This window comes from Streptomyces sp. D2-8 (genome assembly GCF_023184515.1).
In the GTDB taxonomy this organism is placed as follows: Bacteria; Actinomycetota; Actinomycetes; order Streptomycetales; family Streptomycetaceae; genus Streptomyces.
The window spans coordinates 124,760-148,840 of the sequence record NZ_JAAHBP010000026.1; the positions used below are offsets into that span (position 1 = coordinate 124,760).

The following is a 24,081-nucleotide window of genomic DNA, read 5'->3' on the forward strand; positions in this document are numbered from 1 at the left end:
CTTGCCGAAGTTGACTGGGTGGGCCTATCCCCTGGCCGAGTCCTTGCTTGCCGAGCCGCTGCCACGGCGGTGGAATCACTGCCTCGGTGTCGCAGAGAGGGCCCGCACGATCGCGCTCGTTCTCGACCAGGACGCCGATCTGCTGGAGGCCGCCGCGGTCCTGCACGACATCGGCTACGCGCCGGACCTGGCCAAGACGGGCTTTCACCCGCTGGACGGGGCTCGCTACCTCCGGGACGTGGCCGGCGCCGACGAACGGGTCATCAATCTGGTCGCCCACCACTCCTGCGCCTGGATGGAGGCGGAGGCGCGCGGCATGCGCGAGGAGTTGGAGGGCGAGTTCCCTCGCGAGCAAGCGCACCTGAATGACGCGCTCTGCTACTGCGACATGAACACCACGCCGGACGGCACGTCCACGAACCCGATCGACCGGATCAACGAGATCGCCGGTCGGTACGGGCCGGACAGTTTGATCGGGCAATTCATCCGCCGTGCCGAACCGGAGATCCTGGCCTGTACGTCCCGCGTGCTCGAACGGGTCGCCGCGGCCAAGCGTCAGCCGATGTAGGGAGTCGAGCGCGCCCGGTCCATGGCGTGCTCGATCCGGAGCCGCATCGTGGGGTGTACGTCCAACGTCGTCAGGTCCGCCGGGTCGACCCAGCGGACCTGCGTCGTCTCGTTGCTCGTACGCAGTTCGCCGCCGACCGGCCGCGCGCGGAAGCAGATGCTGAACTGCTGGCGCACCTCGCCGTCGTCGTACTGCATCACGTGACCGGGGTCGGTGTAGAGCCCGGACACGTTGACGACCTCCGCCTTGATCCCGGTCTCTTCCCAGACTTCGCGCACGACGGTATCGCTGATCGACTCCCCTACGTCGTGACCGCCGCCGGGCAGTGCCCAGCGTCCGTTGTCGGAGCGCTGAATCATCAGCACCTGTCCCGCGTCGTTCTGCACGAACGCGACGACGGACGGCACCACCGAGTTGGCCGGCGGGGCGTCGGGGTCGTGCAGGTAGTCGATACGTCCCATGGCTCAGGCTCCCGTGATGCTCGCTATGTCCTGCTCGGTGATCGGGCGGGCGTTGTCCCACGTGTGCTCGATGCTATTCGCGTATGTGTCGAACATGCCGCCGCCCGGTAGACGGCGCAGATGGAGGACGGGCGCCATGAAGGCGCCGATGCCGTAGACGTGAGGGTTCACCAGCATCTCGTCGTCGGCTCGGTAGATCGAGTTGTAGAGCGTCGAGTCGTGCAGCCGGAACCCGACGTCCGGGTGGGTCCGCATGAGAGCGCGGTAGTGAAGCAGGGCGTTGCGAATCTTGCCGTCCATGATCTGGTGCCCCTCGTCGATGCCGCGCTGCCGTACGGCAGCGCACTCAGGGTCACCGAGGAGGATCCGGACCTGGGCTCCGGCTTCCACCTTCGCCTTCACGAGGTCGTGGAACAGCGGATCCTCGGAGAGGAACAACCCGGAGTAGACGAGCACGTCCAGGTTCTGCTCAGCGCGGCCGTAGAGCTCCCGCCAGAGCCCCGGTGGCACCGTGTGGCGGTGCGGGTAGACGGCCGCTATCTCGGCTTTCGACAGGTCCGCCGCGCTCTCGTTGGTCCGGCCGTCGTCCCAGATCGTTGTCACGTCGACCTTGAGCGCTGACGCTGTCGCGTACTGGTGACGCCGGTACGGGACTTTCCCTTGTGTGATCCAGCGCTCGACCGTCTTCGGGATGACGCCGATCTCCTCAGCCAGGTCCTGAACAGTCATGCCGCGCGCTAACAGAGCCGACCTCAAGCGCTCGTTGGACATCTGCACCCCCTGAGGGACTTGTAGGGACTTCTTGAGCGTAGTCAGCGCTCCCCGACTTTTCCAAGGGTGCGGTTACGAACGCCCCTGACCTGCGGCGATTCTGATGGTGCGCCAAGAAGTCCAGGCGCGAAAAACGAGAGGTCCCGTCGGCGCACTTGACGGACCCTCATGCAGCACCTGTAAAACAGGTACTGCAACGACCGAACGCGACACCTCGGTCGGAAGGCGGCTGCATGCCGCATGCGCAGAAGGCGGGGACGCTGCAATCCCGCTGAAGGCCAGGCAGAACAGGGTTTCGGCCCGTACTGGCGAGGTGGCCCGGCGACCGCGAGCAACGGCCGGAGGGTGGGGACGTGGTCCCCCTTGCAGTGCTTCACCCCTGCTGACCTCGACAGATAGGCATTCCAGTGCATCGACGAAGACTTTGGGCGCCGCCGTGACGGATCGGCCGGCGGGCGCCAGTACGTCATCCAGGTCCGCGAGCGGAACGCACGCTCACGGCCGAACCGGTCCGCTCTCTTCCTGCCATCGCAGCGGCTAGCGCTGCGGCCGGTTGCCTCCCTCGCCCGTCCGGGCCCGCGTACCGCGCGGGGGCCGTACGGGCGGGGCGTGGGGAGCCGAGACGTTTCCGGCTTCAACGGCAAGCGGCCCCCGGGGTGCCTCCCGGGAGCCGCGTTCGGGCCGTTCCACCCTTCGAGAGGAACACGACCCATGAAGATTCTCCCCCTTCACCAGCTGTCCGACATCGACGCGATCGAGCAGGACCGCGAGCCGACGGACGCGGAGCTGGACGCCATCGACGCCGAGATGCCGCTGATCCGCGCGGAGGTCGAGGAGCTGGACGTTCGTATCAGTCTCATGGACCGGTCGGTGACCGAGCTGGACGCGCGGCGGCTGCGCCGGGCCCGGCGCAAGGTGCTGGCCGCGCGGCGCGAGCTCACGAACCAGGCTTGCCCGGTGACGGAGGTGGGGGCGTGAGCGAGAACCTGATGCTGGGCGGCCTGGCCGTGGCGCTGCGGTCGCTGCGTCTGCTGGCCGTGGACTTCAGCCATCTTCCCGCGCCGGACGTGCAGGTGTCCCCCGTCTTCCCGGACCGGCTGGAGCTGGGCTTCCACCGGGGCCTGCCGGACTTCGAGGTCTGGCGGGAGGCGTTGGGCATCTCGCCGGACGCGGTGGTCTACCGCGAGCAGGGCGACGGCCGGACGCGCGTGCTGAAGGCGTCCGCCGACTTCGCGGGATCCGCGCTGGAGTTGACCGGCTACAGCGACGCATGCGCCCCGGAGCTCATTGGGGGTGCGGCGTGATCCGCATCGTGACCGTCGGCCGTCTGCGTCGGCTGGAGCGGGAGACCGGGCAGGCACGCACCCGCGCCCGGGACACGCAGGCGCAGGCAGATGCAGCCTGGGGCCGCCACGTGCGGGAGCTCTTCTCTGTCACCGATCGCGCGGAGCGGGCGGAGGCTGCCACGGCCGAGGTGGGCGAGATCCTGGCCGGCGCGGTGGCGGAGCTGGCCGCCGCGCAGCAGGAGCTGCTGTTGAAGGACATCGAGATCCGTCGGCTGCGGGAGCAGTTGGAGGGCGAGTCGATGGAGGGGCGGTCGCTGACGGTGCTGTTGCACTACGGCGAGCCGCACACCATCTATGCCAGCCGCGAGGACGCCTACGCCGACACCGCCACCCACGGCACCTCGCCGACCGCTGTGTGGGTGCCTGCCGGTGAACGCCCGGCATCCGCGTCCATGTGGCGGTGTGAGGCGTTCATCTACAACGCAGCCTCCAACGGGTTCCGCCGCGCGCACATGCCCGACCGCAAGCCGATCGAGGGGGCAGCGTGAACAGTGTTCAGACGCGTTCAGCGGAGCGCGCCCTATCGGGCGGTACGTGGCTGATCGTGTGTGGGGCGATGCTGTACTCGATCCTCACCGTGACGCCGCTGATGGCCAAGCACACGGCCGAGAAATGGGACTGGACGGCCCCGATCCTGCCTCTGGTGGTGGACGCGGCGGTGGTCATCGTGGTCAAGCTCGATGACGTGCTGGCCCGCCTGGGCGGCAACGGCGGACGCTGGCCCATCACCCTGCGCTGGATGACGGGCTTGATGACCCTCGCCCTCAACACCGCTGACTCCGCACTGAAGAAAGACCTGGTGGGCGTGGCCGTCCACTCGGTTGCTCCGCTGCTGCTGATCGTCACGGCAGAGACCAGCCTGGCCTACCGGCGGGCGATCGCCGCCGCCGTGGCGGCCCTGGAAGCTGAGCAGAGAGCCGAGCGGGAACGGCGGGAGCGGGTGGCCCGTGAGCGTGCCGAGCAGGCCCGTGCGGAGGCGCGGGAGGAGCGTGAGCACGCCTCGATGTTGGCGCGTGAACAGCGTGAACATGAAGCCCGCTTGGCCCGTGAGCAGGCGGAGCGGGAGGAGCGGCAGCGGCGCGAGGAGCGTGAGGCCCGGGAGCGGGCTGAGGCTGCCGAGCGGGAGGCTCGTGAACGCCGTGAACGCGAGCGTGAACAGCGTGAACAAGAGCGGCTGCGGCTTGAACAGCAGGCCCGGGAGCGGGCCGAGGCCGAGCAGCGCGAGCGCGCCGAGACGGCGGAGCGTGAACGCCGTGAACGCGAGGAGCGGGCCGAGCGTGAACGCGCCGCGCTGCTGGAGCGCGGCCCGGCTGAGGACAAGCTGCCGGAGGTCGAGGCGCGCCGGATCGTGGCGGCTGCGTTCGAGTCGGGCCTGTCGGTGCGCCAGGCTGCGGAGCTGTGCGGCTGGTCGGTCGGCTGGGTCTCCCAGCGTTACGCCGAGCACCGCGACCCCGCCGACGGTGGTCGCGCTGAACTCGCCATCGCGGGTCAGTGATGGGTGCCCTGCCCGTCTACCGGTGGCGCCTGGCGCCGGACGGGTTGGCCACGCGTCGCCAGCTGCGCGCCCTCGGGCTGCGGCCCGGTGGGCAGGACGTGGCAGCGCAAGTGGAGCGTCCCCGGCGCCGTCGTGACCCGCTGGTCGCTTACCTCTACCGCATCGATACGGCCAAGCCGGTGCGGCCGATGACGCCCGCGAAGTGGGCGGCCCTGGCCAAGGCCAACGCCGCCCGCCGTATCTGCCCCGAGTGCCGGCGGGATGCCGGATACGTCATCCCGCCGGCACTCGGCATGTGCACCTCGTGCGCCTTCCCCGACGAACAGCGCGCCGCATAAGCCCTGTTGGCGGGCCCGGCCATACGCCTCCTACAGCCCTGGCCGGGCCCTACTCCCCGTAAGGAGTGCTCACAGCATGACGGAACTCAGCACCGAGCCGGTAGCCGTCGAGGCTCCCGCGCCCGCACCGCCCCCGCCCTCTCCTGCACCAACGGAGCAGGCTCCGGCTCCGGTTGTGGCCGAGGTGGAGCACACACCCGGCGGCTGGCCGGTCGTGCCGCTCGCTCTGTCCGGGGCGAACAGCACCGTGGGCATGGTCGCCACCGCCGCCCTGGCCGGCGGCCCGATCGCCGCGATGGTGGCCGCGACCGGCGCCGTCGTCCTCGGCACCGTCGCCGCCACCCGCAGCCGCAAGGCCGACCCGCGCAAGGAAGCCCGCCGGGCAGCGGCCCGTACCGCCGGCCGCTCCGCTGCACGCAGCGCGGGTCTGCGCCGCGGCGGTGCGGGAGCTCCCGGCAGCCGCGCTGGGGGCCGATCGTCTGCTGCTCGTGGTGGCCGGTCGGGCAGCGGGTCCGGCCAGCACCGCCGCGGAGCGGGCACGAGTGCCCGGCACGGCAGCACCGCCACGGCCGGGAAGACCCGCAGCAAGGCCGGTCAGGGCTCGTCCAAGCGCGCGGCCGGCGCCCTGGGTAAGGCGGCGGGCCGGGTAGGACAGGTCAAGGCTCTGCGGACCGCGCAGCAGGCCACGGCCGGATCCCGCGCCGGACAGCGTGCACAGACCACCGCCGCCCGCCGCGCGGTCGCCGACGCTCGCCGCAACGCCAAGGCCCGCACCACCGGCGGCGGCAAGGACGCCCTGTCCCGCGCCGGGCGAAAGGGTGCTCTGGCGGGCCGGATGCTCGGGGGCACCGCGCGTAAGGCCCGCGCCGCGCGGGACGCTGCGGTCGCCAAGAGCCGCGCCAAGCGGGACGCCAAGACGGCCGGCACGGTCGCGGCCAAGCGGGCAGCGGTCCGCAAAGCCCCGGCCCGCCGGGCGGCCCGGCAGGCTTTGCGCCGCTCTGCGGCCCGGCTCCACGGCCGTCGCCTGCTCGCCGCCCTGCTCGCCCTGCCGGTTGGTCTGCTCGGGCTGGTCACCAGCCCGATCGGCCGGAAGCTCAACCTGCCCTGGCTGATCCACCCCGGCCGGCGCCTGTACCGGCGGCTGGCCGGTGTCGCTGCCGAGCAGCGGGCCGCGCGGGATGAGGCCATCCGCCAGGAGCAGGCCGAGCAGGAAGCCGCCGCCGAGGCGGAGGCGGCAAAGGACGGCGCGGACGGCATCGCGGACAGCGTGGAGCGGCCCGCGTCCACCGTTCCCACCAGCACAAACGACCCGAGTGAAGGAGCGCACGTGTCCGGTTTCCGGTTCGAAGAGGCCGCTGCCGAAATGGAGCAGGCCGCCAACTCCTACGACCCCGACAACGCCATGGAGATCCTCGCCATGGTCGAGGGCCTGCCCGCCGCGCTCACGAGCGTGGCGAACGTGATGAAGATCCTCGCGGAGCGCTCCGACTCGGAGTTCCCGCTGGAGAAGGCGGTTGCCGACGGCTTCAACGACATCTTCGGCGCCCTCATGGCCGCCGTCGCGGTCGCGGAGGACATGGGCCCGCTGTTCCGCGAGGTGCACGAGCAGGACATCGCCCGGCACGAGGACCCCCGCAACGGCACCGAGGCCGAGAAGGGCTGGAACGTCTGACATGAGCAGCACCGCCACCGCCAAACAGCAGGGCAGTGGCCCGGTGCTGGACTGGGCTGCCGGTCACGGACCCGTGACCGGCGCCCTGTCCGCCACCACCGGAGCCTTCGCCGTCGCCACCACCGGCGCCGCCACCGCCATGCCCCCCGGTTGGGCCCTGGCCGTCGGCGCCGCTGGCGCCCTCGGACACACCATCGTCGGCCTGCGCGTGCGCAACGCCGGCCGCACCCTGGCCACCCGCGCCGCCTCCTGGCTCGTCGGCGCCGGATGGACCACATGGGCCATGACCCACGGCCCCCTGACCTGGGCCGCCCTCGGCTCCCTCGCCACGATCGGCGTCGGCATCGGCGCCGCCGCCCGCTCCACCGCGCTGTTCGAAGAGGCCCGGGAGGAAGAGGCCATCACGGCGGAGCAGCGGCAGATCGCCGCCGAGCTGTCCGCCGACCGGCGGGCGATCGCTGCGGAGTGGGTGGAGCGCATCCAGCGGGTGTGCTCGATCACCGTGCGCGTGGTCGGAGTCGAACAGTGGGCCACCGGCGCCGGATACTCCATCGACGCCGAACTCCCGGCCGGTGGCGCCACCTGGAACAAGATTGCCGCCGAGTCCGCCCGCCTGTCCGCGGACGCTCGGCTGCCGCACGGCTGCACCGCCACCGCCTCCCCCGGCATCCACCAGGGACGCGTCATCATCGACGTGACCACAGTCAACGTGCTGGAGCAGGAGCGCACCTACCCCGCCGACTACGGGCCGCTGTCCGTTCACACCGGCATCCCGTGGGGGTATCGGACCAACGCCGAGCAGATCCTGGCCTACCTGCGCGAGCAGTGCGCGCTGATCGTCGGCCCGACCGGATCGGGCAAGACGAACATGGTCCACTCGATCCTCGCCGGGTTCGCCCGCGCCGACGACATCCTGACCTGGGTCATCGACCTCAACGCCGGATCGGCCGGCCTGCCATGGGTGCTCCCCGCCCTCAACGGCGAGATCAGCACCCCGGACGGCAAGCCAGTCCGGCCCGGCATTGACTGGCTCGCTGGGACGTACAACGAGGCCATGACCATGCTGGACACCGCCGTCAGGGTCGCCAAGCAGCGCAAGATGGGCTACCAGGACGTCCTAGCCAAGGCCAACACCGATCTGCTGCCCATCAGCGCCAAGATCCCGCAGATCATGCTGGTCATCGACGAGGGCGCGGAGATCCTGGCCAGCCCGGACCGCCAAGTGCGCAAGCTCGGAGAGAAGATCCTGGAAGTGATCCGGATCGCCCGCGCCATGGGCATCCGCACCGTCCTCACCGCCCTCGGGGCGACCGGGAGCGTGCTGAGCAACCTCATGATCCGGCGGGAAGCCAAGGTCAGGGTTGCCCTGACCGGCGGTGAGACCGAGGGCATGGACTTGTCGAAGATGTTCCCCGGCTCCCGCGGACTGCGCGTCGACCAGGCCCCGCACAAGGGCGCCGGATTCATGGGCACCCCGGAGTCCCCAGCCGCGCTGTTCAAAGCCTGGCGGATCCTGCCGAACCAGATCCGGGAGATCATCGCCGCCACCTCCGACCGACACCCCACCCTCGACGCGGTGTCCGCCAAGGCCGCCGGGCCCGCCTACACGCGCCGCTGGGATTCGGAGCGCACCGCGTGGATGCACGACCAGGTCAACGGCGACGCCGGCAGCACCACCGACACGGCGGGAGCAGGGCTGAAGCTGTCCGCCCTGAGCGACCAGGAGCAGGCGCCGCTCTCGCCGGAAGACGAGATGCTGCGCAAGTTCCGGGAGCAGATCGACGCACAGTTCGGCACCGCCCCCGAACCGCAGAGTCCCGCGGGGAGTCACGGGACGCCGACCGCGGGTGGGTTGAACCTGTCGGCGCTGCGGGGCGAGCAGGACAACCCGGCCCAGCAGGCCGCCCTGGCGCTGCTGCTCGCCGCCGGACGGGAGGGCACCGGCGCCTCCGCGATCGCCCGCGCACTCGCCGACGAACACGGCACATCCCGTCAGACGGTCGTCGGCTGGCTGCGCGACTGGGTGAAGGACGGCACCGCCGTCCGCGTCGGAGAGGGCACCAAAGCCCGCTACGTCCACCGCCACCACGCCCCCGACCAGCCCCCCGAGGACTGATCACTTGTCGCTTGTCGCCCTCGCCGGAACACATGCCGCCGTGCCGTGTCTGAGAGCGCGGAAACAGCTTGTGACCTGCAAGGCGACAAGCGACAAGACAAGACAAGCGACAAGCCAGACGACAAGCACGCGACAAGGGAGACGACAAGCAACGCGACAAGCACACACCCACCCGCACGGGCCCGCACCACCGGATGGTGCGGGCCCGCGGCTCATCCAAGAGGAGTCCCGCAATGGACCACCGGACCCCGCCGGGGAACATCGCCCCGCACATACCCGCCGACGACTGGCAGCGCGCACAGGCCACCGGACAGCCCATCGTCATCGTCGTCCACGACGCCCCGCCGAACGGCATTCCGTGGCGCCGCATCCTGATCCCCTTCGCCATCGCCGGGGCGACCGTCGCCGGTGGCTGGGGACTGGTCGCCGCCCTGTGCTTCCTGCTCGACGCAGCCGCCCACACCGCCACCGTCATCGCCGGAGTCGCCGGACCCGTCGGCATCGGCGGCATCACCCTGCGCCTGACCCGCGGCAAGCACTGACAAGGAGACCAAATGCGACTGCGCATCCAGCGCGCCACGTGGCCGCGCAACGCGCTGATCCTGACCGACACGCCCCACCCCGACTGCCCCGAGTGCGACGGCGTGGGCGGCACCGAGCACCACTACGGCGACCACGACACCGGCGAGTACGCGGGCACCAACTGGGAGCCCTGCACCTGCTGGAACGAGGACCGCCGCTGGTTCCTGCTGCCCATCCCCCGCCGCCCCCGCTGGCTGTACCGGCACCGGCAGGACCCCGACCCGTGGGCGCCCAACGGATACAGCGACGAACCGCCCTTCTAGCTACGCCAAGGGCGGCCCCCGCATCTCGCCAAAGGAACCGGGGCCGCCCTTGCCCACCTGCCATCCAACTGACCTGTGGAGGTCTCCCAGCATGACGCAACCGACCCTGATCCGGCGAGGGCGCGGCGATACGAGCGCACTGCCCGAAGCCCTGCGGACCGCGCTGACACTGGCCGCTACCGGTGTGCCGGTGCTACCCCTGCGCGCGGGGAAGATGCCGTTCGGCAACTGCCCCGACTGCAGGGATGGCGGCTGTGGGGACCGACCCAACATGAAGGCGGCGGGTCCCTGCCAGTGCCCGGTTCCATGTCACGGCTGGGCCGCCGCCACCACCGATCCGGCCGTGCTCACCTCCCCGGCCTGGATGGCTGCATGGCGACGGGCCGCTTGCGTCGCCTACCATCCCGGCGGCGCCGAACTGACTGTGGTGGACCTGGACGACGCGGAAGCCGTCGCATGGGCCCGCACCGCCCTGCCTGTCACCCGGACCGTGGAGACGACGCGTGGTGAGCACTGGATCTACCGGGGCGCGATGTCGTCGCACAACGCGGTGCGGCCCGGCGTCGACATCAAGTCGACCATGTCCTACGCCCGCTACCTCGGCTCCGGCACCGGAGCCGTGACCGCTCTACCGGACGCCGTTCGAGCGCTTGCCGTGAAGGAGCCCTCCCCGGTCCGGCCGGTGCCGCATGGCCTCTCCGTCCCTGCAGCGGCCGGGGAGGCTGAGTGCCCGCATCGCACGCCCGCCTTCCTAGAGCGTGGCATCGCCATGGCGGAGCAGCGCATCACGCAGGCCCGCAGCGCGGTCCACACCACCGTGTACCGCACGTTCCTCGCCGTGCTCTCGACGCACGGTCGGTGTGGCTGCCTCACCGACATGTACATCGCGCGGCTGTTCGCCGCCGCGCAGGCCAAGGGTGAGACCTTGGGGCACTGCACGGACGCGTGGGCCAACGCCCGTACCAGGTTGGGGCTGTGAGCATGTCCGACGACGACAAGACCCCGGCCCGCGAGGTCATCACCGACTACGCACAGGCCCACTTCCGGTACTTCCGCACCGCGGACGGAACCGTGTATGCGCAGAAGAACGGGCACCCCGTGGCCCGCCCGATCCGCTCGCAGGGCACGACGGGCAGCCACCGCCAGGAACTCATGGTCGGTCTCTACCGCGACGGACACGGCGTGTTCAACGGAACCGCCCTCAAGGAGGCACTGGACTTGATCGAGGCCCTGGCGCTGACCGAAGACGTGCAGCCCGTCCACATCCGCGTGGCGCCCGGGTTCGACGGGGCGACGTGGCTGGACCTGGGCCGCACCGACGGCCAGTCCGTCCGTATCCACCCCACCGGCTGGGACATTGCCATCCCCGACCCGCGGGAAGTGTGCTGGCGCCGCACACAGCTCACGGGCGAACTGCCTCTACCGGTCAAGGACACCGACGGCAAGGGCATCGATCTGCTTCTCCGGCTATGCAACTTCGCCGGCGCCGAGACCGAGTGCCTGGCCATCGCCTGGCTGATCGGCTGTCTCGGGCCGTCCGTGCCCGTCCCGGCACCGTTCCTGACCGGTCCGCAGGGCGCCGGCAAGTCCACGGGCGGGCGGATGCTCGTGCGGATCATCGAGGGCATGAGCGGCGACCTGCGCCGCGCCCCAAAGGACGAGGAGAACCTGATCGCGGCCGTGGCCGCCGGATGGGTCACCGCCCTGGACAACCTCTCCCACATGACCCCGGACCTGTCGGACGCGATGTGCTGCATCGTCACCGGCGCCGAGAACGTCAAGCGCGCCCTGTACACCGACGGGGATGTGGTCCGCGCCCGCTACCGTCGCCCCATGCTTCTGACCGGCATCGACGTCGGCGTTATCCGGCCCGACCTCGCCGAACGCCTCCTGCCCCTGCGCCTGGAGCGCCCGCGCGTCCGGCGCACGGAGGCGGAGCTGTGGGCGGAGTACGCCGAGGCTCTGCCGGTCATTCTCGGTTCCCTGCTCGACCTCACGGTCAAGGTCCGCGCGGCTGAGGCAGAGACCCCGACCGATCTGCGGATGGCGGACTTCGCGCATCTGTGCGCGCAGCTCGACGCCGCGACCGGCCTGGGAGCACTCGCCGCCTACCGGCGCAGCCTCGACGACCTCAACGACGACGTGATCGAGGGCGACTTGCTCGCGCAGACCGTTCTCAAGCACGCCGAGACCATCGAGCCGGGCGGCGGGCAGCGGATGACCTCCACGGAGTGGCTGCACTGCCTCAGCCGTCTCTACAGCGGCGACGACATGCGTCCGCTGCCCAAGGGGTGGCCGACCACCGGCAAGGTCCTCTCCGACCGGCTCAAGCGCCTCCAGCCCACGCTTGCCGCCCGGGGTGTCCTGATCGAATCGGGTCGCACCAGCGAGGGCCGCTACCTCGAAATGACCCACCTGCAGGCGCCGCCGCCCCACGAGGAGAAGCGGATGTTCTGACCCCGCGCCCGCGTACGGTCCCCGGACAAGCAAGAAGAGCACCACCGGCCAGGCGTGCTCTTCTTGCTGTTCGGCGGCGACAGGCGCCCTGCGAGGGACGCGCCGCGTAGCGGCTCGCTCTTCATGCTTGAAGCGGCACCGCACCGCAACAGACACCACCCCCTCTTTTGTCCCAAGGGGAGGAACCCTGCGTCATCTGCGTCATGCACGTAGAGAAACGGCCCCTGACCTGCGGCTAGGGGCATGACGCAGACGGCGGTGTCTGCGTCATCCTGCGTCATCTGCGTCACCCGATGACGCAGCCCATGACGCCCCGATGACGCACCCCCACACCACTGCGTCACCCAAAGCCGCAGGTCAGCACCGCGGATGACGCTGATGACGCAATGACGCAGAAATCCGCACTTCGGACAGACACGAGACCTGAGAGCGCCCAAGACCCCTCCGTCCCGTCTAGGAGGCATCCCGGATGACCACGGCGACCGCCGCCCCCGTCGACCGACTCCTGTACAAGCCCGAGGAAGCTGCCGAAGCGCTCGCCATCGGCCGATCCACCGTCTACGAGCTGATGGCCGAAGGCGCCCTGAAGTACATCAAGTTGGGCCGCACGCGCCGGATCCGGCGAACGGACCTCGAAGCCTACGTGGCGAGCCTCGCCCCCCTGCCCAACTGAACCAGAGCACGCCCCGAGGCGCCCCGAGCACTCCGCTCGGGGCGCCTCCCGCATGGAGGAGCACATGAGCCCCCGCAAGCCCAACATGGAATCGACCATCTACTTCGGTGCGGACGGCTGGTGGCACGGACGCGTCACGATGGGCGTGAAGAACGACGGCAGCCCCGACCGCCGGCACCGCCGCGCCAAGACCAGGGCGGAGGTACGCCGCAAGGTCCGGGAGCTGGAGCGGCTGCGCGACCAGGGCCGCGCGACCACCGCGGGGCGAAAGCCCACCGTCGCGAAGTGGATGGAGACCTACCTCACCGACATCGCGAGCCTGAAGCTCAAGCCGCGGTCGCTCGATGACTACTGGTCGAAGACCCGGAACGACATCATCCCCGGCGTCGGCGAGCACCGCATCGACAAGCTGCAGCCCGAGCACCTGGAGCGGATGTACCGGGCCATGCTCGACGACGGCCACGCTCCCTCGCACGTCGTAAAGGTGCACCGCATCCTGTCCCGGGCCCTGAAGATCGCCCACCGTCGCCGCATCATCGGCGAGAACGTCGCCACGCTCGTGGACCCACCGAGCGTCGACGAGATCGAGGCCAACCCCTTCACCAAGGAGGAGGCCAAGGCCTTCCTGGAGGCCGCTTCGAAGCGGCCCACGTTCATGCGGTGGATTGTCGGTGTCGGCATGGGGTTCCGGCAGGGCGAGACGCTCGGACTGCGCTGGTCGTACGTCGACCTGGAGGCGGAGCTGTTCCGCCCCGAGTGGCAGTTGCAGCGCCTCACGTGGCGGCACGGCTGCGCCGACCCCCACGCCTGCGGGGCGCGCCTGCACCGCTTCGAGCCATGCCCCGCCGGATGCGTCCGGCACAAGAGCTACAAGCGCGGCTGCCCGAAGCCGTGCCCCAAGGCATGCACCAGGCACGCGAGCGCCTGCCCGCAGCGAAAGGAAGGCGGTCTCGTCTTCACCCGCCCGAAGACCAAGAAGAGCCGGAACGCCGTCCCGATCCCGCCCGTCTTCATTCCGTTCCTTCACGAGCACAAGGCCGGGCATGAGGAGCTGCGGGCCGCCGCCGGCGAACTGTGGCAGGAGCACGACGTCGTGTTCTCGCGGCCGGACGGACGCCCGCTCGACCCACGCGCCGACTACGAGGAATTCAAGGAGCTGCTCAAGGAGGCCGGGATCGATGACCGCCGCCTCTACGACGGGAGCCGCCACACCGCCGGCACCATCCTCAACGAGCTGGGCGTGGACATGCCCACGATCATGGAGATTCTCCGACACACCCAGATCAGCCAGACCCGGCGGTACGTGAAGGGCCGGTCCCACCTGTCCAAGGACGCCATGCGACGCATGGGCGAGTTCTTCGTACCCGCGCCCACCACCGCGGATCCGGGCCCCATTGAGACCAGAACTGAGACCGCCGACACCCGAGCGGCCCGCGCCCGGCGCCGCCGCCGCATCCTCTGACGACAAAACCCCAGGTCAGATACGCCTGACCTGGGGTTCAGCAGAGCCCCCTGTCGGATTCGAACCGACGACCTACGCATTACAAGTGCGTTGCTCTGGCCATCTGAGCTAAGGAGGCGCGCGCACTACGACGCCGTACGCGAGGCGGCACCACTGTACACAGAGCCCGTTACGCCGAGCCACGACGTTCCGCTCGGGCCGGGGTCACGGCGCCCCGCACGCGAAGAGGTACGCCACAGCCGCCGTCTCCCCGTGTTGTGCGATGCACGGAGAGCCATGAGCGGCTACAGACGGCCAAGAGGCGCCGCTTCGAAAATTTCCGCGAAGTTCACAGGCCCGGAACTACTGACAGACGTGTGAACGCCAGGTACCGTCCTGAGCCAGTTCACACGCGTGGACTACACCACAACGGCAACCACCGTCGTGGCACCGCCTTCCTACTCGGATCGTCCGGCACGTTCCTGCCGGTAGAAGGGGTTCATTCACCATGGCCACTGTCTCGTTCGACAAGGCGACCCGGATCTACCCGGGTTCCACCAAGCCCGCCGTCGACGCGCTGGAGATCGACATCGAGGACGGCGAGTTCCTCGTCCTCGTCGGCCCCTCCGGCTGCGGCAAGTCCACCTCGCTCCGCATGCTCGCGGGGCTCGAGGACGTCAACGGCGGCGCCATCCGCATCGGTGACCGCGACGTCACGCACCTGCCGCCCAAGGACCGGGACATCGCCATGGTGTTCCAGAACTACGCGCTCTACCCGCACATGACCGTCGCCGACAACATGGGCTTCGCGCTCAAGATCGCCGGCGTCAACAAGGCGGAAATCCGGCAGAAGGTCGAGGAGGCCGCGAAGATCCTCGACCTCACCGAGTACCTGGACCGCAAGCCGAAGGCCCTCTCCGGCGGTCAGCGCCAGCGTGTCGCCATGGGCCGCGCCATCGTGCGTGAGCCCCAGGTGTTCCTCATGGACGAGCCGCTGTCCAACCTGGACGCCAAGCTCCGTGTCTCCACGCGTACGCAGATCGCCTCGCTCCAGCGCCGCCTGGGCATCACCACCGTCTACGTCACCCACGACCAGGTCGAGGCCATGACGATGGGCGACCGTGTGGCGGTCCTCAAGGACGGTCTGCTCCAGCAGATCGACACCCCGCGCAACATGTACGACAGGCCCGCCAACCTCTTCGTGGCCGGCTTCATCGGCTCCCCGGCGATGAACCTCGTCGAGGTGCCGATCACCGACGGCGGCGTGAAGTTCGGCAAGTCGGTCGTCCCGGTGCAGCGCGACGCGATCGCCGCCGCCACCGACAAGACCGTCACCGTCGGCGTCCGCCCCGAGCACTTCGAGGTGTCGGACGCCGATGAAGGCCTCGCGGTCACCGTCAACGTCGTCGAGGAGCTCGGCGCCGACGCCTACGTCTACGGCACCGCCAAGGTCGGCGACGACGCCATGGACCTCGTCGTCCGCGTCAGCGGCCGTGACGTCCCGGAGAAGGGCAGCCAGCTGCACGTCGTGCCCCGCTCCGGCGAGACCCACGTGTTCTCGACGTCGACCGGTGCGCGTCTGTCCGACTGATCAACCAGCAAGCGCACAACCCCGGGTGATTCACCCAAGTTGACGAAGAGGGCCCCGCAGCGTGCTGCGGGGCCCTTCTCGGTGTCGACAAATACCCCGACAGACCGGACGTTTCGAGCTTTGTGCGTCAATGCCTTACCCGGAAAGTGGCACTCTCTCGTCCCCCGAACCGGTGACTAAATGTCTACAAACCACTACCGGGCGCTACCCTCACACGCGTGAAGCACTCCATGAACCAACAGACGCGACGCGGCCGGGGCCCCGCCCGCCGGATCGGCCGCACCCTCGCTTTCGTCCTGCCCGTCGTCCTGGTGCTCTCCGGGACCCTCGCGGTCACCCGAGTCAACTGGTCGGGGAACTCCACCGACCCGGTGCTCACCGCCGCGGACACCTCCGTGGGCACCCCACGGGCCGCCAAGCGCGCCCCCCAGGACGTCCTGCGCGACAAACTGCTGACCGAACTGCAGGAGGAGAACCCGGGCGTCGCCCTCACCCACCTCCAGCAGGCCGTCAACGGCCGCCCGTCGCTGGCTAAGCACTGCGCGTCCATCGCCCGCGCCCTCGGCCAGGCCGCCGTCCAGGTCTACGGCCCGACCCGCGCCCAGTCCTACGCGCGCCCGGTCTGCGACACCGCCTTCGCCACCGGCGTCGCCGCCGCGCACAGCTGAGCGCACCGCCCTGCCACCGGGTGGGAAGTCCCTGACGGCTGACGCGGGAACGATCGTCAGCCGCAATCCCGGGCGGGACGCCACGTACAGTTCGTGTCCATGAGCGATCCGAGCGCCGCGTCCCGCCCCGTTCAAGCCGTCGTTCTGGCCGGTGGCCAGGGCTCCCGGCTGCGTCCGTACACCGACGACCGGCCCAAGCCGATGGTCGAGATCCCCGGGACGGGGACGCCGATCATCGGCCATCAGCTGTCCTGGCTCGCCGACGAGGGTGTGACGGACGTCGTGGTCTCCTGCGGCCATCTCGCCGAGGTGCTGCAGAAGTGGCTGGAGACGGCCGAGTTGCCCGTCTCCGTCACGACGGTCGTCGAGCCCGAGCCGCTCGGGCGCGGCGGCGGCCTCAAGTACGCCGCGGCCCGTCTCCCCCACCCGGACCAGCCCTGGTACGCGACGAACGGCGACATCTGGACGCGGTTCTCGCTGCGCGACATGGCCGACTTCCATGCCGAGCGGGACGCCACGGCCACACTGGCGCTGGCGCGGCCCCGGCTGCCGTGGGGGGCGGTGCAGACCGACGGGTTCGGGCGGATCACCGACTTCATCGAGGCGCCGCCGTCGACCTTCGAGATCAACGCCGGCGTGTACGTCTTCTCCCCTGAGTTCGCCGGGCTGTTGCCGCACCGCGGAGACCACGAGCGGACGACGTTTCCACGACTGGCCCGTGAGCGGCGGCTGGCCGGGTTCACGATCCCCCAGGGGTCGTACTGGCGGGCCATCGACACGGCCAAGGATCTGACCGAGGCGGCGAAGGAACTGGCGGCGTTGGGGCGCTGAGGGCTCCGCCGGTCGCGCCAGTCGGCGAGGGGCCTGACGTCCCTCAAGGAGCTGGTGGCGTTGGGGCACTGAGAGCTCGGCGGCCGGTTACTTCCGGACGGCGGCTGACCGCTCGTTGTGGCTTGTCGCGCAGTTCCCCGCGCCCCCTGAAGCCCGTTGCCCCTGACGCGTGCAAAGGCCCCGCACCTTCTTGGTGCGGGGCCCTCTGTCGTTCGGGTCGGCCGCTAGCCCAGCAGGCCGCCCACCAGGCCCGGACGCCTGTTGGAGGAGCCGCCGCTGCCCGAGCCGCCCGTTGGGTCCGCGCCGCCCGTCGAGTCCGCGCCGCCCGTCGCCGTGCCGCCGGACGTGGGGCCGGACGTGGTGCTCGGGGCTTGGTCGGCCGGGGAGGACTGCTGGGGCGGGGCCTGGCCCGCGGTGCCCTGGGTCTGGCTGGGGGCGCCGCCGGTGACGGTGCCGGTGGTGTCGCGGGTGGCGCCCGGCCGGGTCGTGGTGCCCGCGCTGGGGCTCGCCGAGCCGGCCGTGGCGCCCTGGGTGGGCGAGGAGGAGGCCGCCGACGGGGTCCGCCTGTCCTGCCGCTTGCCGCCGGGCTCACCCGGGAGCGGGGAGCCGGGCAGCTCGTTGCGCGGGGCCTCGCCCGGGCCCGGGACGACGACCCGGTCGGCGTCGCGGACGGCGCCGCCGAGCAGCGAGCCGACGAGCAGGGTGATGCCGGTGGCGACGGCGGTGACGAGCGCGCCGCGGCGCAGCACGTAGCGGCGCAGGTCCCAGATGTCGGCGCGGGGGCCGAGACGACGCCAGGCGCTGCCGGCCAGCCGGCCGTCGACGGAGTAGACGGGGGCACCGGCGATGATCAGCGGGGACCAGGCGGCGAGGTAGATGATGTCGGGGGTCTCGTAGACGGGGACGCTCTTCCAGCTGACCGTGACCAGCAGCGCGGCCGACAGCAGGGCACCGAGACACGCGGCGACGCGCTGCCAGCATCCCAGCACCGACAGGACGCCGACGATGACCTGGGCGAAGGCGATGACCAGGCCGGCGCCGACCGGGTGCTCGAGGGCGAACTGGCGCAGCGGCTCGGCGACTTCCCACGGGTGCAGGGTGTTGAGCCACTTGACCATGGAGCCGCGCTTGCCGCCTTCGAAGTAGACGGGGTCGCACAGCTTGCCCATGCCGGCGTAGATGGAGATGAAGCCGAGGAAGACGCGCAGCGGGAGCAGGACGACGCCGAGGTTCATCCGGCGGCCCGGGTAGTAGGCGTGCCGGGCCGGGTCATCGCCGTGCCGCTTGCCCCGGCGCCCGGTGTCGTCCGCGTCCGCGTCCGCGGCGGAATCCTCGAACTCGTCGTCCTCGTAGGCCGGTTCGTCGTAGACGCTGCCTACGGTGCGCATGGGCGGCAGCAGCCGGGTGCCGTCGGCGGGCTCGTGGGTGCGCTGGGGGCCGACGACCGGGGTCTCGACGGTCTGGGCGAGGTCGTCCCCGTAGCCGGCGCCGCCGTAGCCCGCGCCCTGGTATCCGGGGCTGTCGTAGCCCGGGTCCACGCGGGAGATGACCTGGGTGGCTCCGGTGTCGGAGACGGGCTCTTCGGCGTGGCGGACGCTCTCGTACCGCACGGCCTGCAGGAGCCGGTGCGCGCCGGTGTCGTCGGGGGCTGATCTGCCGCTCCAGACGACGGGCCGGCGACGGGCGGTGGCCCCGTCCGCCTCGCCCCCCGCGTGGGGGATGCGGGCGGTGTCCTCAGTGGCGGTCAGATGCCGTGCGACCCGGGGGGACTGGACGCGACGCGTCGAGACGCCCAACTGCACGCGGAAACTCGCGTGATTGACGATGACCTGCGCCGGGTCGCTCGGCACCTTCACCATGCTCAGCGCGGGAGCGTCGTCGAGTCCCGACGAGCGGTCCCCCGTGGGTGTGCGGGGTGTTCTGGTGTCCACACTCATCTAACCGAGTGACGTCGGGTTAGGACACTGCTTTGACTCGCCGGATCTGTCCGGACCCCGTCAAGCTTGTCCTCGTCGCCCCGATGACACCGGAATTACCCCGTACGGGTGAACTTCCGGACGCCTGTTCAGCGGCGTCGGCGGGCCGCCTCGTACAGCACGATCCCTGCCGCCACACCGGCGTTGAGCGACTCGGCGCCGCCCGGCATCGGGATCCGCACCCGGTAGTCGCAGGTCTCCCCGACCAGCCGGGACAGCCCCTTGCCCTCGCTGCCGACGACGATGGCGACGGGGCCGCTCAGCGCCTCCAGCTCGCCGATCTCGGCATCGCCGTCGGCGGCCAGGCCGACGACCACGATGCCGGCCTTCTTGTAGGCCTCGAGCGCCCGGGTGAGGTTGGTGGCACGGGCGACCGGGGTGCGGGCCGCCGTACCGGCGGACGTCTTCCAGGCACCGGCCGTCATACCGGCCGCACGGCGCTCGGGCACGACGACGCCGTGGCCGCCGAAGGCCGAGACGGAGCGGACGACCGCACCGAGGTTGCGCGGGTCGGTGACGCCGTCGAGGGCGACGATCAGCGGGTCCTCACCGTCGTCGTAGGCGGCGGACGCCAGGTCCTCGGGGTGGGCGTACTCGTACGGCGGGACCTGGAGGACCAGGCCCTGGTGGTTGAGACCGTTGGTCATCCGGTCCAGCTCGGGACGCGGGGCCTCCATGAGGTTGATGCCGCCGCGCTCGGCGGCGACCTGGAGGGCCTCGCGCACCCGCTCGTCGTTGTCGATGAACTGCTGGACGTAGAGGGTGGAGGCCGGGACGCCCTCGCGCAGCGCCTCCAGGACCGGGTTGCGTCCGACGACCAGCTCGGACGTGCCCTTGCCGCCCCGGCCGCGCACGGTGGGCCGGCGCACGGCCTGCTTCGCCTTGGCGTTGGCGACGCGGTTCTTCTTGTGCCCCTTGCGCATCTCGGCGGGCGGCGTCGGGCCCTTGCCCTCGAGGCCCCTGCGTCGCTGGCCGCCACTGCCGACCTGCGCGCCCTTCTTGCCGGACATGCGGCGGTTGTTCGCGGCCATTGAGCTACCCGTCTCCGTGAAGTGATTCGTACGTACGTCTGTGTACGTCTGTTACGTCTATGCAGTGTGCCGCCCGGAGGCCCGGGCGGCACAATCGATCAGCCCGTGGGGCTTCTCTCAGCGCGGGCCGAGGCTCCAGCGCGGTCCCTGCGGGCTGTCCTCGATGACCAGGCCGGACTGCCCCAGCTGGTCGCGGATGGCGTCCGCGGTGGGCCAGTCCTTGCGGGCCCGGGCGGCCTCGCGCTGGTCGAGGACCATGCGGACCAGCGTGTCGACCACGCCGTGCAGGTCGTCACCGCGGTCGCTCTCCCCGGCCCACCGGGGGTCCAGCGGGTCGAGGCCGAGCACGCCGAGCATCGCACGGACCTCGGCGAGCCGGGCCACGGCGGCTTCCTTGTCGTCGGCGGCCAGCGCGCTGTTGCCCTGCCGGACGGTGGTGTGCACCACGGCGAGCGCCTGCGGCACGCCCAGGTCGTCGTCCATCGCCTCGGCGAAGGCGAGCGGCACCTCGGCGGCGGGCTCGACGACGCCGGCCTTCTCCACCACGCGCTGCACGAAGCCCTCGATCCGCGCGAACGCCGACTCGGCCTCGCGCAGCGCCTCCTCGCTGTACTCGATCATCGAGCGGTAGTGCGGGGTGCCGAGGTAGTAGCGCAGCACGATGGGACGCCAGCGCTTGACCATCTCGCTGACCAGGACCGAGTTGCCGAGCGACTTGGACATCTTCTCGCCGCTCATGGTGACCCAGGCGTTGTGCACCCAGTACCGGGCGAACTCGTCGCCGTAGGCCTTGGCCTGGGCGATCTCGTTCTCGTGGTGCGGGAAGACCAGGTCGAGGCCGCCGCCGTGGATGTCGAAGGCGGTCCCGAGGTACTTGTGCGCCATCGCCGAGCACTCCAGGTGCCAGCCGGGACGGCCGCGACCCCAGGGCGTCTCCCAGTCGGGCTCGCCGGGCTTGGTGGCCTTCCACATGGCGAAGTCACGCGGGTCGCGCTTGCCCGAGACGCCCTCGTCGGGCTGGCGCAGGTCGTCGATGTCCTGGTTGGACAGCGCCAGATACTCGGGGAAGGAGCGGACGTCGAAGTAGACGCTGCCGTCCGCGACGTAGGCGTGCCCGCGCTCGATGAGGCCGCGCATCATCTCGACCATCTCGGTGATGTGGCCGGTGGCCCGGGGCTCGTACGTCGGGGGCAGGCAACCGAGGGCGTGGTAGCCGTCGTTGAACGCGCGCTCGTTCTCGTAGCCGATGGCCCACCAGGGGCGGTTCTGGTCGGCCGACTTGGCGATGATCTTGTCGTCGATGTCCGTCACGTTCCGCACGAACGTGACGTCGTAGCCGCGGTACTCGAACCAGCGGCGCATGATGTCGAAGTTCAGCCCGGACCGGATGTGCCCGATGTGCGGGGCGGCCTGCACGGTGGCACCACACAGGTAGATCGAGACGCAACCCGGCTGGAGCGGGGAGAAGTCACGGATCTGCCGGGCGCTGGTGTCGTACAGGCGAATAGTCACCACTCCAGGGTAGTGGGCCCCGGGGGGTGCCTCAGGACCTTCACCTCGGGGCGCACACATTCGTGACATTGGCAACGGGAACGCCCCGAAGCCTTGCCTTCAGCCGGCGCGCACGACCAGCGCCGTGGCCACCGCCATCAGCCCTTCCTCCCGGCCGGGGAAGCCGAGCCCGTCCGTCGTCGCGCCCGACACCGACACCGGGGCTCCGGCCGCCTCGGACAGCAGCTTTTGCGCCTCGTCCCTGCGCTTGCCGATCTTCGGGCGGGGGCCCACCACCTGTACGGCGATGTTGCCGATCCGGAAGCCGGCCTCGCGCACGATGCGCGAGGCCTCCGTCAGCAGGATGACTCCGGAGGCGCCCGACCACTCGGGACGGCCTGTACCGAAGTGCTGCCCGAGGTCGCCGAGGCCGGCGGCGGAGAAGAGGGCGTTGCAGGCGGCGTGGGCGACGACGTCCGCGTCGGAGTGGCCGGCCAGGCCCGGGCCCTCACCCTCCCACTTCAGGCCGGCGCACCACAGCTCGCGCCCTTCCTCGAAGGCGTGGATGTCGGTGCCGATGCCGACCTGGGGAAGCGGGATCCCACCCGGCGGCAGCCGGACATCAGATGCCTCAGAAGCCATCGTTGAGCCTCCTGCGGGCCAGGACCGCCTCCGCGAGGACCAGGTCCAGGGGACGGGTGACCTTGAACGCCTCCTCGTGACCGGGGACGGCCACGACCGTGAGGCCGAGTTGCTCGACCATGCCGGCGTCGTCGGTGACCTCGCCGGTCACCGTCTCGTGCGCCCGGACCAGCGTGGCCCGGTCGAAGCCCTGCGGGGTCTGCACCGCCCGCAGCAGGGCACGCTCCGGAGTGGCGACGACCGGCTCCGGCTCGCCGGGGATCTCGGCCGGCTCGACCTGCTTGACGGTGTCGGCGAGCGGCAGCGCCGGGACCACGGCCGCTGCGCCGTCCCGTACGGCCTCGATCACGGCGTCGACCGTGTCCACCGGCACCAGCGGCCGGGCCGCGTCGTGGACCAGCACGATGTCGTGGCCGGCCGGCAGGGCGTCCAGGCCGAGCTTCACGGACTCCTGGCGGGTCTGCCCGCCCGGGACGACGAGGAAGTCCGTCCGCTCGGGCAGCGCGTGCGCGTCGAGCAGCGACTTGACCTCGGCGGCACCTTCGGGCGGGGCCACGACGACGACCAGGGAGACGGCGCGGGAGGCGGCCATCGCGCGGACCGCGTGGATCAGCATGGGGGTGCCGCCCAGCGCGCGGAGCGCCTTGGGGGCTCCCGGGCCGAGCCGGACACCACGGCCGGCGGCCGGGATCACGGCCGCCGTACGGGCCGCGGAGGGGCCGGCGGACGGCGAGGGACGCGAATCGTCAGACATCGGTTCCTGTCAGGTTTGTGTGCTGGCCTGGCGTGGGTATGGCCTGGAGGAGTGCCGGGCGCGACGCGCTCGACCGGACCCTTCCGTGACGCTGGTCGAGCCGGCTGCCCGGGCCCGGCACGCCAGACACCGGGGCGTGAGTGATAACACATCCCGGGGTGACGGCGCATCGGCGTCGGAGTACGAACATGCCGCAGCGCCCGGCGACAGGAAATTCGTCATCGGGCACCGCGGCATTTCGATGTGCAGGCGCGCGCTTGATAAGCAGCAGTTGCGCTGAGCGACGGGTTTCGCCTCAGGAGGCGAGAACCTCGTCGAGCAGAGCCTCGGCCTTGTCCTCGTTGGTGTTCTCCGCGAGGGCGAGCTCGCTCACCAGAATCTGGCGGGCCTTGGCGAGCATGCGCTTCTCACCAGCGGAGAGTCCGCGCTCACGCTCACGACGCCACAGGTCACGCACGACTTCCGCGACCTTGATGACATCGCCCGAGGCGAGCTTCTCCAGGTTTGCCTTGTATCGACGGGACCAGTTCGTGGGCTCCTCGGCGTACGGCGCGCGCAGCACCTCGAAGACCCGGTCCAGCCCGTCCTGACCGACCACATCACGCACGCCGACGAACTCCGCATTGTCCGCTGGCACACGTACCGTCAGGTCGCCCTGGGCGACCTTCAGCACCAAGTAGGTCTTGTCCACGCCTTTGATCTGGCGAGTTTCGATAGCCTCGATCAGCGCGGCCCCGTGATGGGGATAGACCACGGTGTCGCCAACCTTGAACGTCATGTGACAGGTACCCCTTCCGTGGCTATCCAGGGTAACACGGAAACTGCGGGTTCTGAATGGCGTTTTCGCAGGTCAGGGCATATCTCGGGGCTTGACAACTCCGACAGGAACGTGCTTCGGACAGGGAGTGGAAGAA

25 protein-coding genes and 1 tRNA gene are annotated in these 24,081 nt (G+C 70.6%); 17 read left to right on the forward strand and 9 right to left on the reverse strand.

Annotated features, from left to right (window positions below; translation table 11 throughout):
- Position 1 precedes the first annotated feature (1 nt).
- The gene (locus G3I77_RS35190) at positions 2-568 is read left to right on the forward strand and encodes an HD domain-containing protein (RefSeq protein ID WP_248510435.1); all 567 of its coding nucleotides are present in this window, start codon (positions 2-4) and stop codon (positions 566-568) included.
- Here G3I77_RS35190 and G3I77_RS35195 read toward each other — a convergent pair.
- Complete coding sequence (locus G3I77_RS35195) at positions 556-1,029, reverse strand: NUDIX domain-containing protein (RefSeq protein WP_248510437.1); 474 nt, start codon at positions 1,027-1,029, stop codon at positions 556-558. The genes G3I77_RS35190 and G3I77_RS35195 overlap by 13 nt on opposite strands.
- Before the next feature lie 3 nt (positions 1,030-1,032).
- Complete coding sequence (locus G3I77_RS35200; protein WP_248510439.1) at positions 1,033-1,758, reverse strand: XRE family transcriptional regulator; 726 nt, start codon at positions 1,756-1,758, stop codon at positions 1,033-1,035.
- Positions 1,759-2,511: 753 nt separating this feature from the next.
- Between G3I77_RS35200 and G3I77_RS35205 the strand changes: the two genes are divergently transcribed.
- The 13 genes from G3I77_RS35205 (at position 2,512) to G3I77_RS35265 (ending at position 14,204) form a co-directional block, all read left to right on the forward strand.
- Positions 2,512-2,778 (forward strand): DUF6284 family protein, encoded by a 267-nt coding sequence (locus G3I77_RS35205; RefSeq protein WP_248510441.1) that lies wholly within the window; start codon positions 2,512-2,514, stop codon positions 2,776-2,778.
- Entirely contained in the window at positions 2,775-3,104 is a 330-nt protein-coding gene (locus G3I77_RS35210) for a hypothetical protein (protein ID WP_248510442.1), read from the forward strand. Before G3I77_RS35205 ends, G3I77_RS35210 begins: the two co-directional genes overlap by 4 nt.
- Complete coding sequence (locus G3I77_RS35215; RefSeq protein ID WP_248510443.1) at positions 3,101-3,634, forward strand: hypothetical protein; 534 nt, start codon at positions 3,101-3,103, stop codon at positions 3,632-3,634. The genes G3I77_RS35210 and G3I77_RS35215 overlap by 4 nt, the downstream gene beginning before the upstream one ends.
- Positions 3,631-4,641, forward strand: coding sequence for a DUF2637 domain-containing protein (locus G3I77_RS35220; RefSeq protein WP_248510444.1), 1,011 nt, complete (start codon positions 3,631-3,633; stop codon positions 4,639-4,641). The genes G3I77_RS35215 and G3I77_RS35220 overlap by 4 nt, the downstream gene beginning before the upstream one ends.
- On the forward strand, positions 4,641-4,979 hold the full coding sequence (locus G3I77_RS35225) for an RRQRL motif-containing zinc-binding protein (protein ID WP_248510445.1): 339 nt from the start codon (positions 4,641-4,643) through the stop codon (positions 4,977-4,979). Before G3I77_RS35220 ends, G3I77_RS35225 begins: the two co-directional genes overlap by 1 nt.
- A gap of 76 nt (positions 4,980-5,055) precedes the next feature.
- Entirely contained in the window at positions 5,056-6,651 is a 1,596-nt protein-coding gene (locus tag G3I77_RS35230; RefSeq protein ID WP_248510446.1) for a hypothetical protein, read from the forward strand.
- Between the two features lies 1 nt (position 6,652).
- Entirely contained in the window at positions 6,653-8,767 is a 2,115-nt protein-coding gene (locus tag G3I77_RS35235) for a hypothetical protein (RefSeq protein ID WP_248510447.1), read from the forward strand.
- A 233-nt stretch (positions 8,768-9,000) separates the two neighbouring features.
- The gene (locus G3I77_RS35240) at positions 9,001-9,309 is read left to right on the forward strand and encodes a hypothetical protein (RefSeq protein ID WP_248510448.1); all 309 of its coding nucleotides are present in this window, start codon (positions 9,001-9,003) and stop codon (positions 9,307-9,309) included.
- A 12-nt stretch (positions 9,310-9,321) separates the two neighbouring features.
- Positions 9,322-9,612 carry a hypothetical protein gene (locus tag G3I77_RS35245; protein WP_248510450.1) on the forward strand — a complete coding sequence of 97 codons (291 nt, stop codon included), beginning with the start codon at positions 9,322-9,324 and terminating at the stop codon, positions 9,610-9,612.
- Positions 9,613-9,703: 91 nt separating this feature from the next.
- Positions 9,704-10,591: a bifunctional DNA primase/polymerase gene (locus tag G3I77_RS35250; RefSeq protein WP_248510452.1), complete on the forward strand. Its 888-nt coding sequence runs from the start codon at positions 9,704-9,706 to the stop codon at positions 10,589-10,591.
- A gap of 2 nt (positions 10,592-10,593) precedes the next feature.
- The gene (locus G3I77_RS35255; RefSeq protein WP_248510506.1) at positions 10,594-12,069 is read left to right on the forward strand and encodes an ATP-binding protein; all 1,476 of its coding nucleotides are present in this window, start codon (positions 10,594-10,596) and stop codon (positions 12,067-12,069) included.
- Between the two features lie 469 nt (positions 12,070-12,538).
- Entirely contained in the window at positions 12,539-12,742 is a 204-nt protein-coding gene (locus G3I77_RS35260; protein ID WP_248510453.1) for a helix-turn-helix domain-containing protein, read from the forward strand.
- A 64-nt stretch (positions 12,743-12,806) separates the two neighbouring features.
- Complete coding sequence (locus tag G3I77_RS35265; RefSeq protein ID WP_248510455.1) at positions 12,807-14,204, forward strand: site-specific integrase; 1,398 nt, start codon at positions 12,807-12,809, stop codon at positions 14,202-14,204.
- 44 nt (positions 14,205-14,248) lie between these two features.
- On the opposite strand, the gene G3I77_RS35270 is transcribed toward G3I77_RS35265, so the two are convergent.
- Positions 14,249-14,322 (reverse strand) — tRNA-Thr (locus G3I77_RS35270).
- Positions 14,323-14,691: 369 nt separating this feature from the next.
- Here G3I77_RS35270 and G3I77_RS35275 point away from each other — a divergent pair.
- The 3 genes from G3I77_RS35275 to G3I77_RS35285 all read left to right on the forward strand — a co-directional run bounded on the left by G3I77_RS35275 (position 14,692) and on the right by G3I77_RS35285 (position 17,273).
- A complete protein-coding gene (locus tag G3I77_RS35275) occupies positions 14,692-15,774 on the forward strand; it encodes an ABC transporter ATP-binding protein (protein ID WP_248510457.1) in 1,083 nt (360 codons plus the stop codon).
- A gap of 218 nt (positions 15,775-15,992) precedes the next feature.
- Positions 15,993-16,442: a hypothetical protein gene (locus tag G3I77_RS35280; RefSeq protein WP_248510459.1), complete on the forward strand. Its 450-nt coding sequence runs from the start codon at positions 15,993-15,995 to the stop codon at positions 16,440-16,442.
- A gap of 99 nt (positions 16,443-16,541) precedes the next feature.
- Positions 16,542-17,273, forward strand: coding sequence for a nucleotidyltransferase family protein (locus tag G3I77_RS35285; RefSeq protein ID WP_248510461.1), 732 nt, complete (start codon positions 16,542-16,544; stop codon positions 17,271-17,273).
- A 224-nt stretch (positions 17,274-17,497) separates the two neighbouring features.
- Here G3I77_RS35285 and G3I77_RS35290 read toward each other — a convergent pair whose 3' ends face one another.
- From G3I77_RS35290 to G3I77_RS35315, 6 genes are all read right to left on the reverse strand, one after another.
- Positions 17,498-19,210 (reverse strand): DoxX family protein, encoded by a 1,713-nt coding sequence (locus G3I77_RS35290; protein WP_248510463.1) that lies wholly within the window; start codon positions 19,208-19,210, stop codon positions 17,498-17,500.
- 128 nt (positions 19,211-19,338) lie between these two features.
- Complete coding sequence (rlmB, locus tag G3I77_RS35295) at positions 19,339-20,280, reverse strand: 23S rRNA (guanosine(2251)-2'-O)-methyltransferase RlmB (RefSeq protein ID WP_248510465.1); 942 nt, start codon at positions 20,278-20,280, stop codon at positions 19,339-19,341.
- Between the two features lie 117 nt (positions 20,281-20,397).
- Positions 20,398-21,792, reverse strand: a complete 1,395-nt coding sequence (gene cysS, locus G3I77_RS35300; protein WP_248510467.1) for a cysteine--tRNA ligase — start codon at positions 21,790-21,792, stop codon at positions 20,398-20,400.
- Between the two features lie 99 nt (positions 21,793-21,891).
- Positions 21,892-22,413 (reverse strand): 2-C-methyl-D-erythritol 2,4-cyclodiphosphate synthase, encoded by a 522-nt coding sequence (gene ispF, locus G3I77_RS35305; protein ID WP_248510469.1) that lies wholly within the window; start codon positions 22,411-22,413, stop codon positions 21,892-21,894.
- Positions 22,403-23,167, reverse strand: a complete 765-nt coding sequence (ispD, locus tag G3I77_RS35310; protein WP_248510471.1) for a 2-C-methyl-D-erythritol 4-phosphate cytidylyltransferase — start codon at positions 23,165-23,167, stop codon at positions 22,403-22,405. The genes ispF and ispD overlap by 11 nt, the downstream gene beginning before the upstream one ends.
- A gap of 295 nt (positions 23,168-23,462) precedes the next feature.
- A complete protein-coding gene (locus G3I77_RS35315) occupies positions 23,463-23,945 on the reverse strand; it encodes a CarD family transcriptional regulator (RefSeq protein WP_003953493.1) in 483 nt (160 codons plus the stop codon).
- Positions 23,946-24,081 lie beyond the last annotated feature (136 nt).

Bases quoted from the DNA above. Each gene is read 5' to 3' on its own strand.
- G3I77_RS35195 (WP_248510437.1), bottom strand. From the start codon at position 1,029: ATGGGACGTATCGACTACCTGCACGACCCCGACGCCCCGCCGGCCAAC.
- G3I77_RS35200 (WP_248510439.1), bottom strand. From the start codon at position 1,758: ATGACTGTTCAGGACCTGGCTGAGGAGATCGGCGTCATCCCGAAGACG.
- G3I77_RS35205 (WP_248510441.1), top strand. From the start codon at position 2,512: ATGAAGATTCTCCCCCTTCACCAGCTGTCCGACATCGACGCGATCGAG.
- G3I77_RS35225 (WP_248510445.1), top strand. From the start codon at position 4,641: ATGGGTGCCCTGCCCGTCTACCGGTGGCGCCTGGCGCCGGACGGGTTG.
- G3I77_RS35230 (WP_248510446.1), top strand. From the start codon at position 5,056: ATGACGGAACTCAGCACCGAGCCGGTAGCCGTCGAGGCTCCCGCGCCC.
- G3I77_RS35235 (WP_248510447.1), top strand. From the start codon at position 6,653: ATGAGCAGCACCGCCACCGCCAAACAGCAGGGCAGTGGCCCGGTGCTG.
- G3I77_RS35240 (WP_248510448.1), top strand. From the start codon at position 9,001: ATGGACCACCGGACCCCGCCGGGGAACATCGCCCCGCACATACCCGCC.
- G3I77_RS35245 (WP_248510450.1), top strand. From the start codon at position 9,322: ATGCGACTGCGCATCCAGCGCGCCACGTGGCCGCGCAACGCGCTGATC.
- G3I77_RS35250 (WP_248510452.1), top strand. From the start codon at position 9,704: ATGACGCAACCGACCCTGATCCGGCGAGGGCGCGGCGATACGAGCGCA.
- G3I77_RS35255 (WP_248510506.1), top strand. From the start codon at position 10,594: ATGTCCGACGACGACAAGACCCCGGCCCGCGAGGTCATCACCGACTAC.
- G3I77_RS35260 (WP_248510453.1), top strand. From the start codon at position 12,539: ATGACCACGGCGACCGCCGCCCCCGTCGACCGACTCCTGTACAAGCCC.
- G3I77_RS35265 (WP_248510455.1), top strand. From the start codon at position 12,807: ATGAGCCCCCGCAAGCCCAACATGGAATCGACCATCTACTTCGGTGCG.
- G3I77_RS35275 (WP_248510457.1), top strand. From the start codon at position 14,692: ATGGCCACTGTCTCGTTCGACAAGGCGACCCGGATCTACCCGGGTTCC.
- G3I77_RS35285 (WP_248510461.1), top strand. From the start codon at position 16,542: ATGAGCGATCCGAGCGCCGCGTCCCGCCCCGTTCAAGCCGTCGTTCTG.
- G3I77_RS35290 (WP_248510463.1), bottom strand. From the start codon at position 19,210: ATGAGTGTGGACACCAGAACACCCCGCACACCCACGGGGGACCGCTCG.
- rlmB (WP_248510465.1), bottom strand. From the start codon at position 20,280: ATGGCCGCGAACAACCGCCGCATGTCCGGCAAGAAGGGCGCGCAGGTC.
- ispF (WP_248510469.1), bottom strand. From the start codon at position 22,413: ATGGCTTCTGAGGCATCTGATGTCCGGCTGCCGCCGGGTGGGATCCCG.
- ispD (WP_248510471.1), bottom strand. From the start codon at position 23,167: ATGTCTGACGATTCGCGTCCCTCGCCGTCCGCCGGCCCCTCCGCGGCC.
- G3I77_RS35315 (WP_003953493.1), bottom strand. From the start codon at position 23,945: ATGACGTTCAAGGTTGGCGACACCGTGGTCTATCCCCATCACGGGGCC.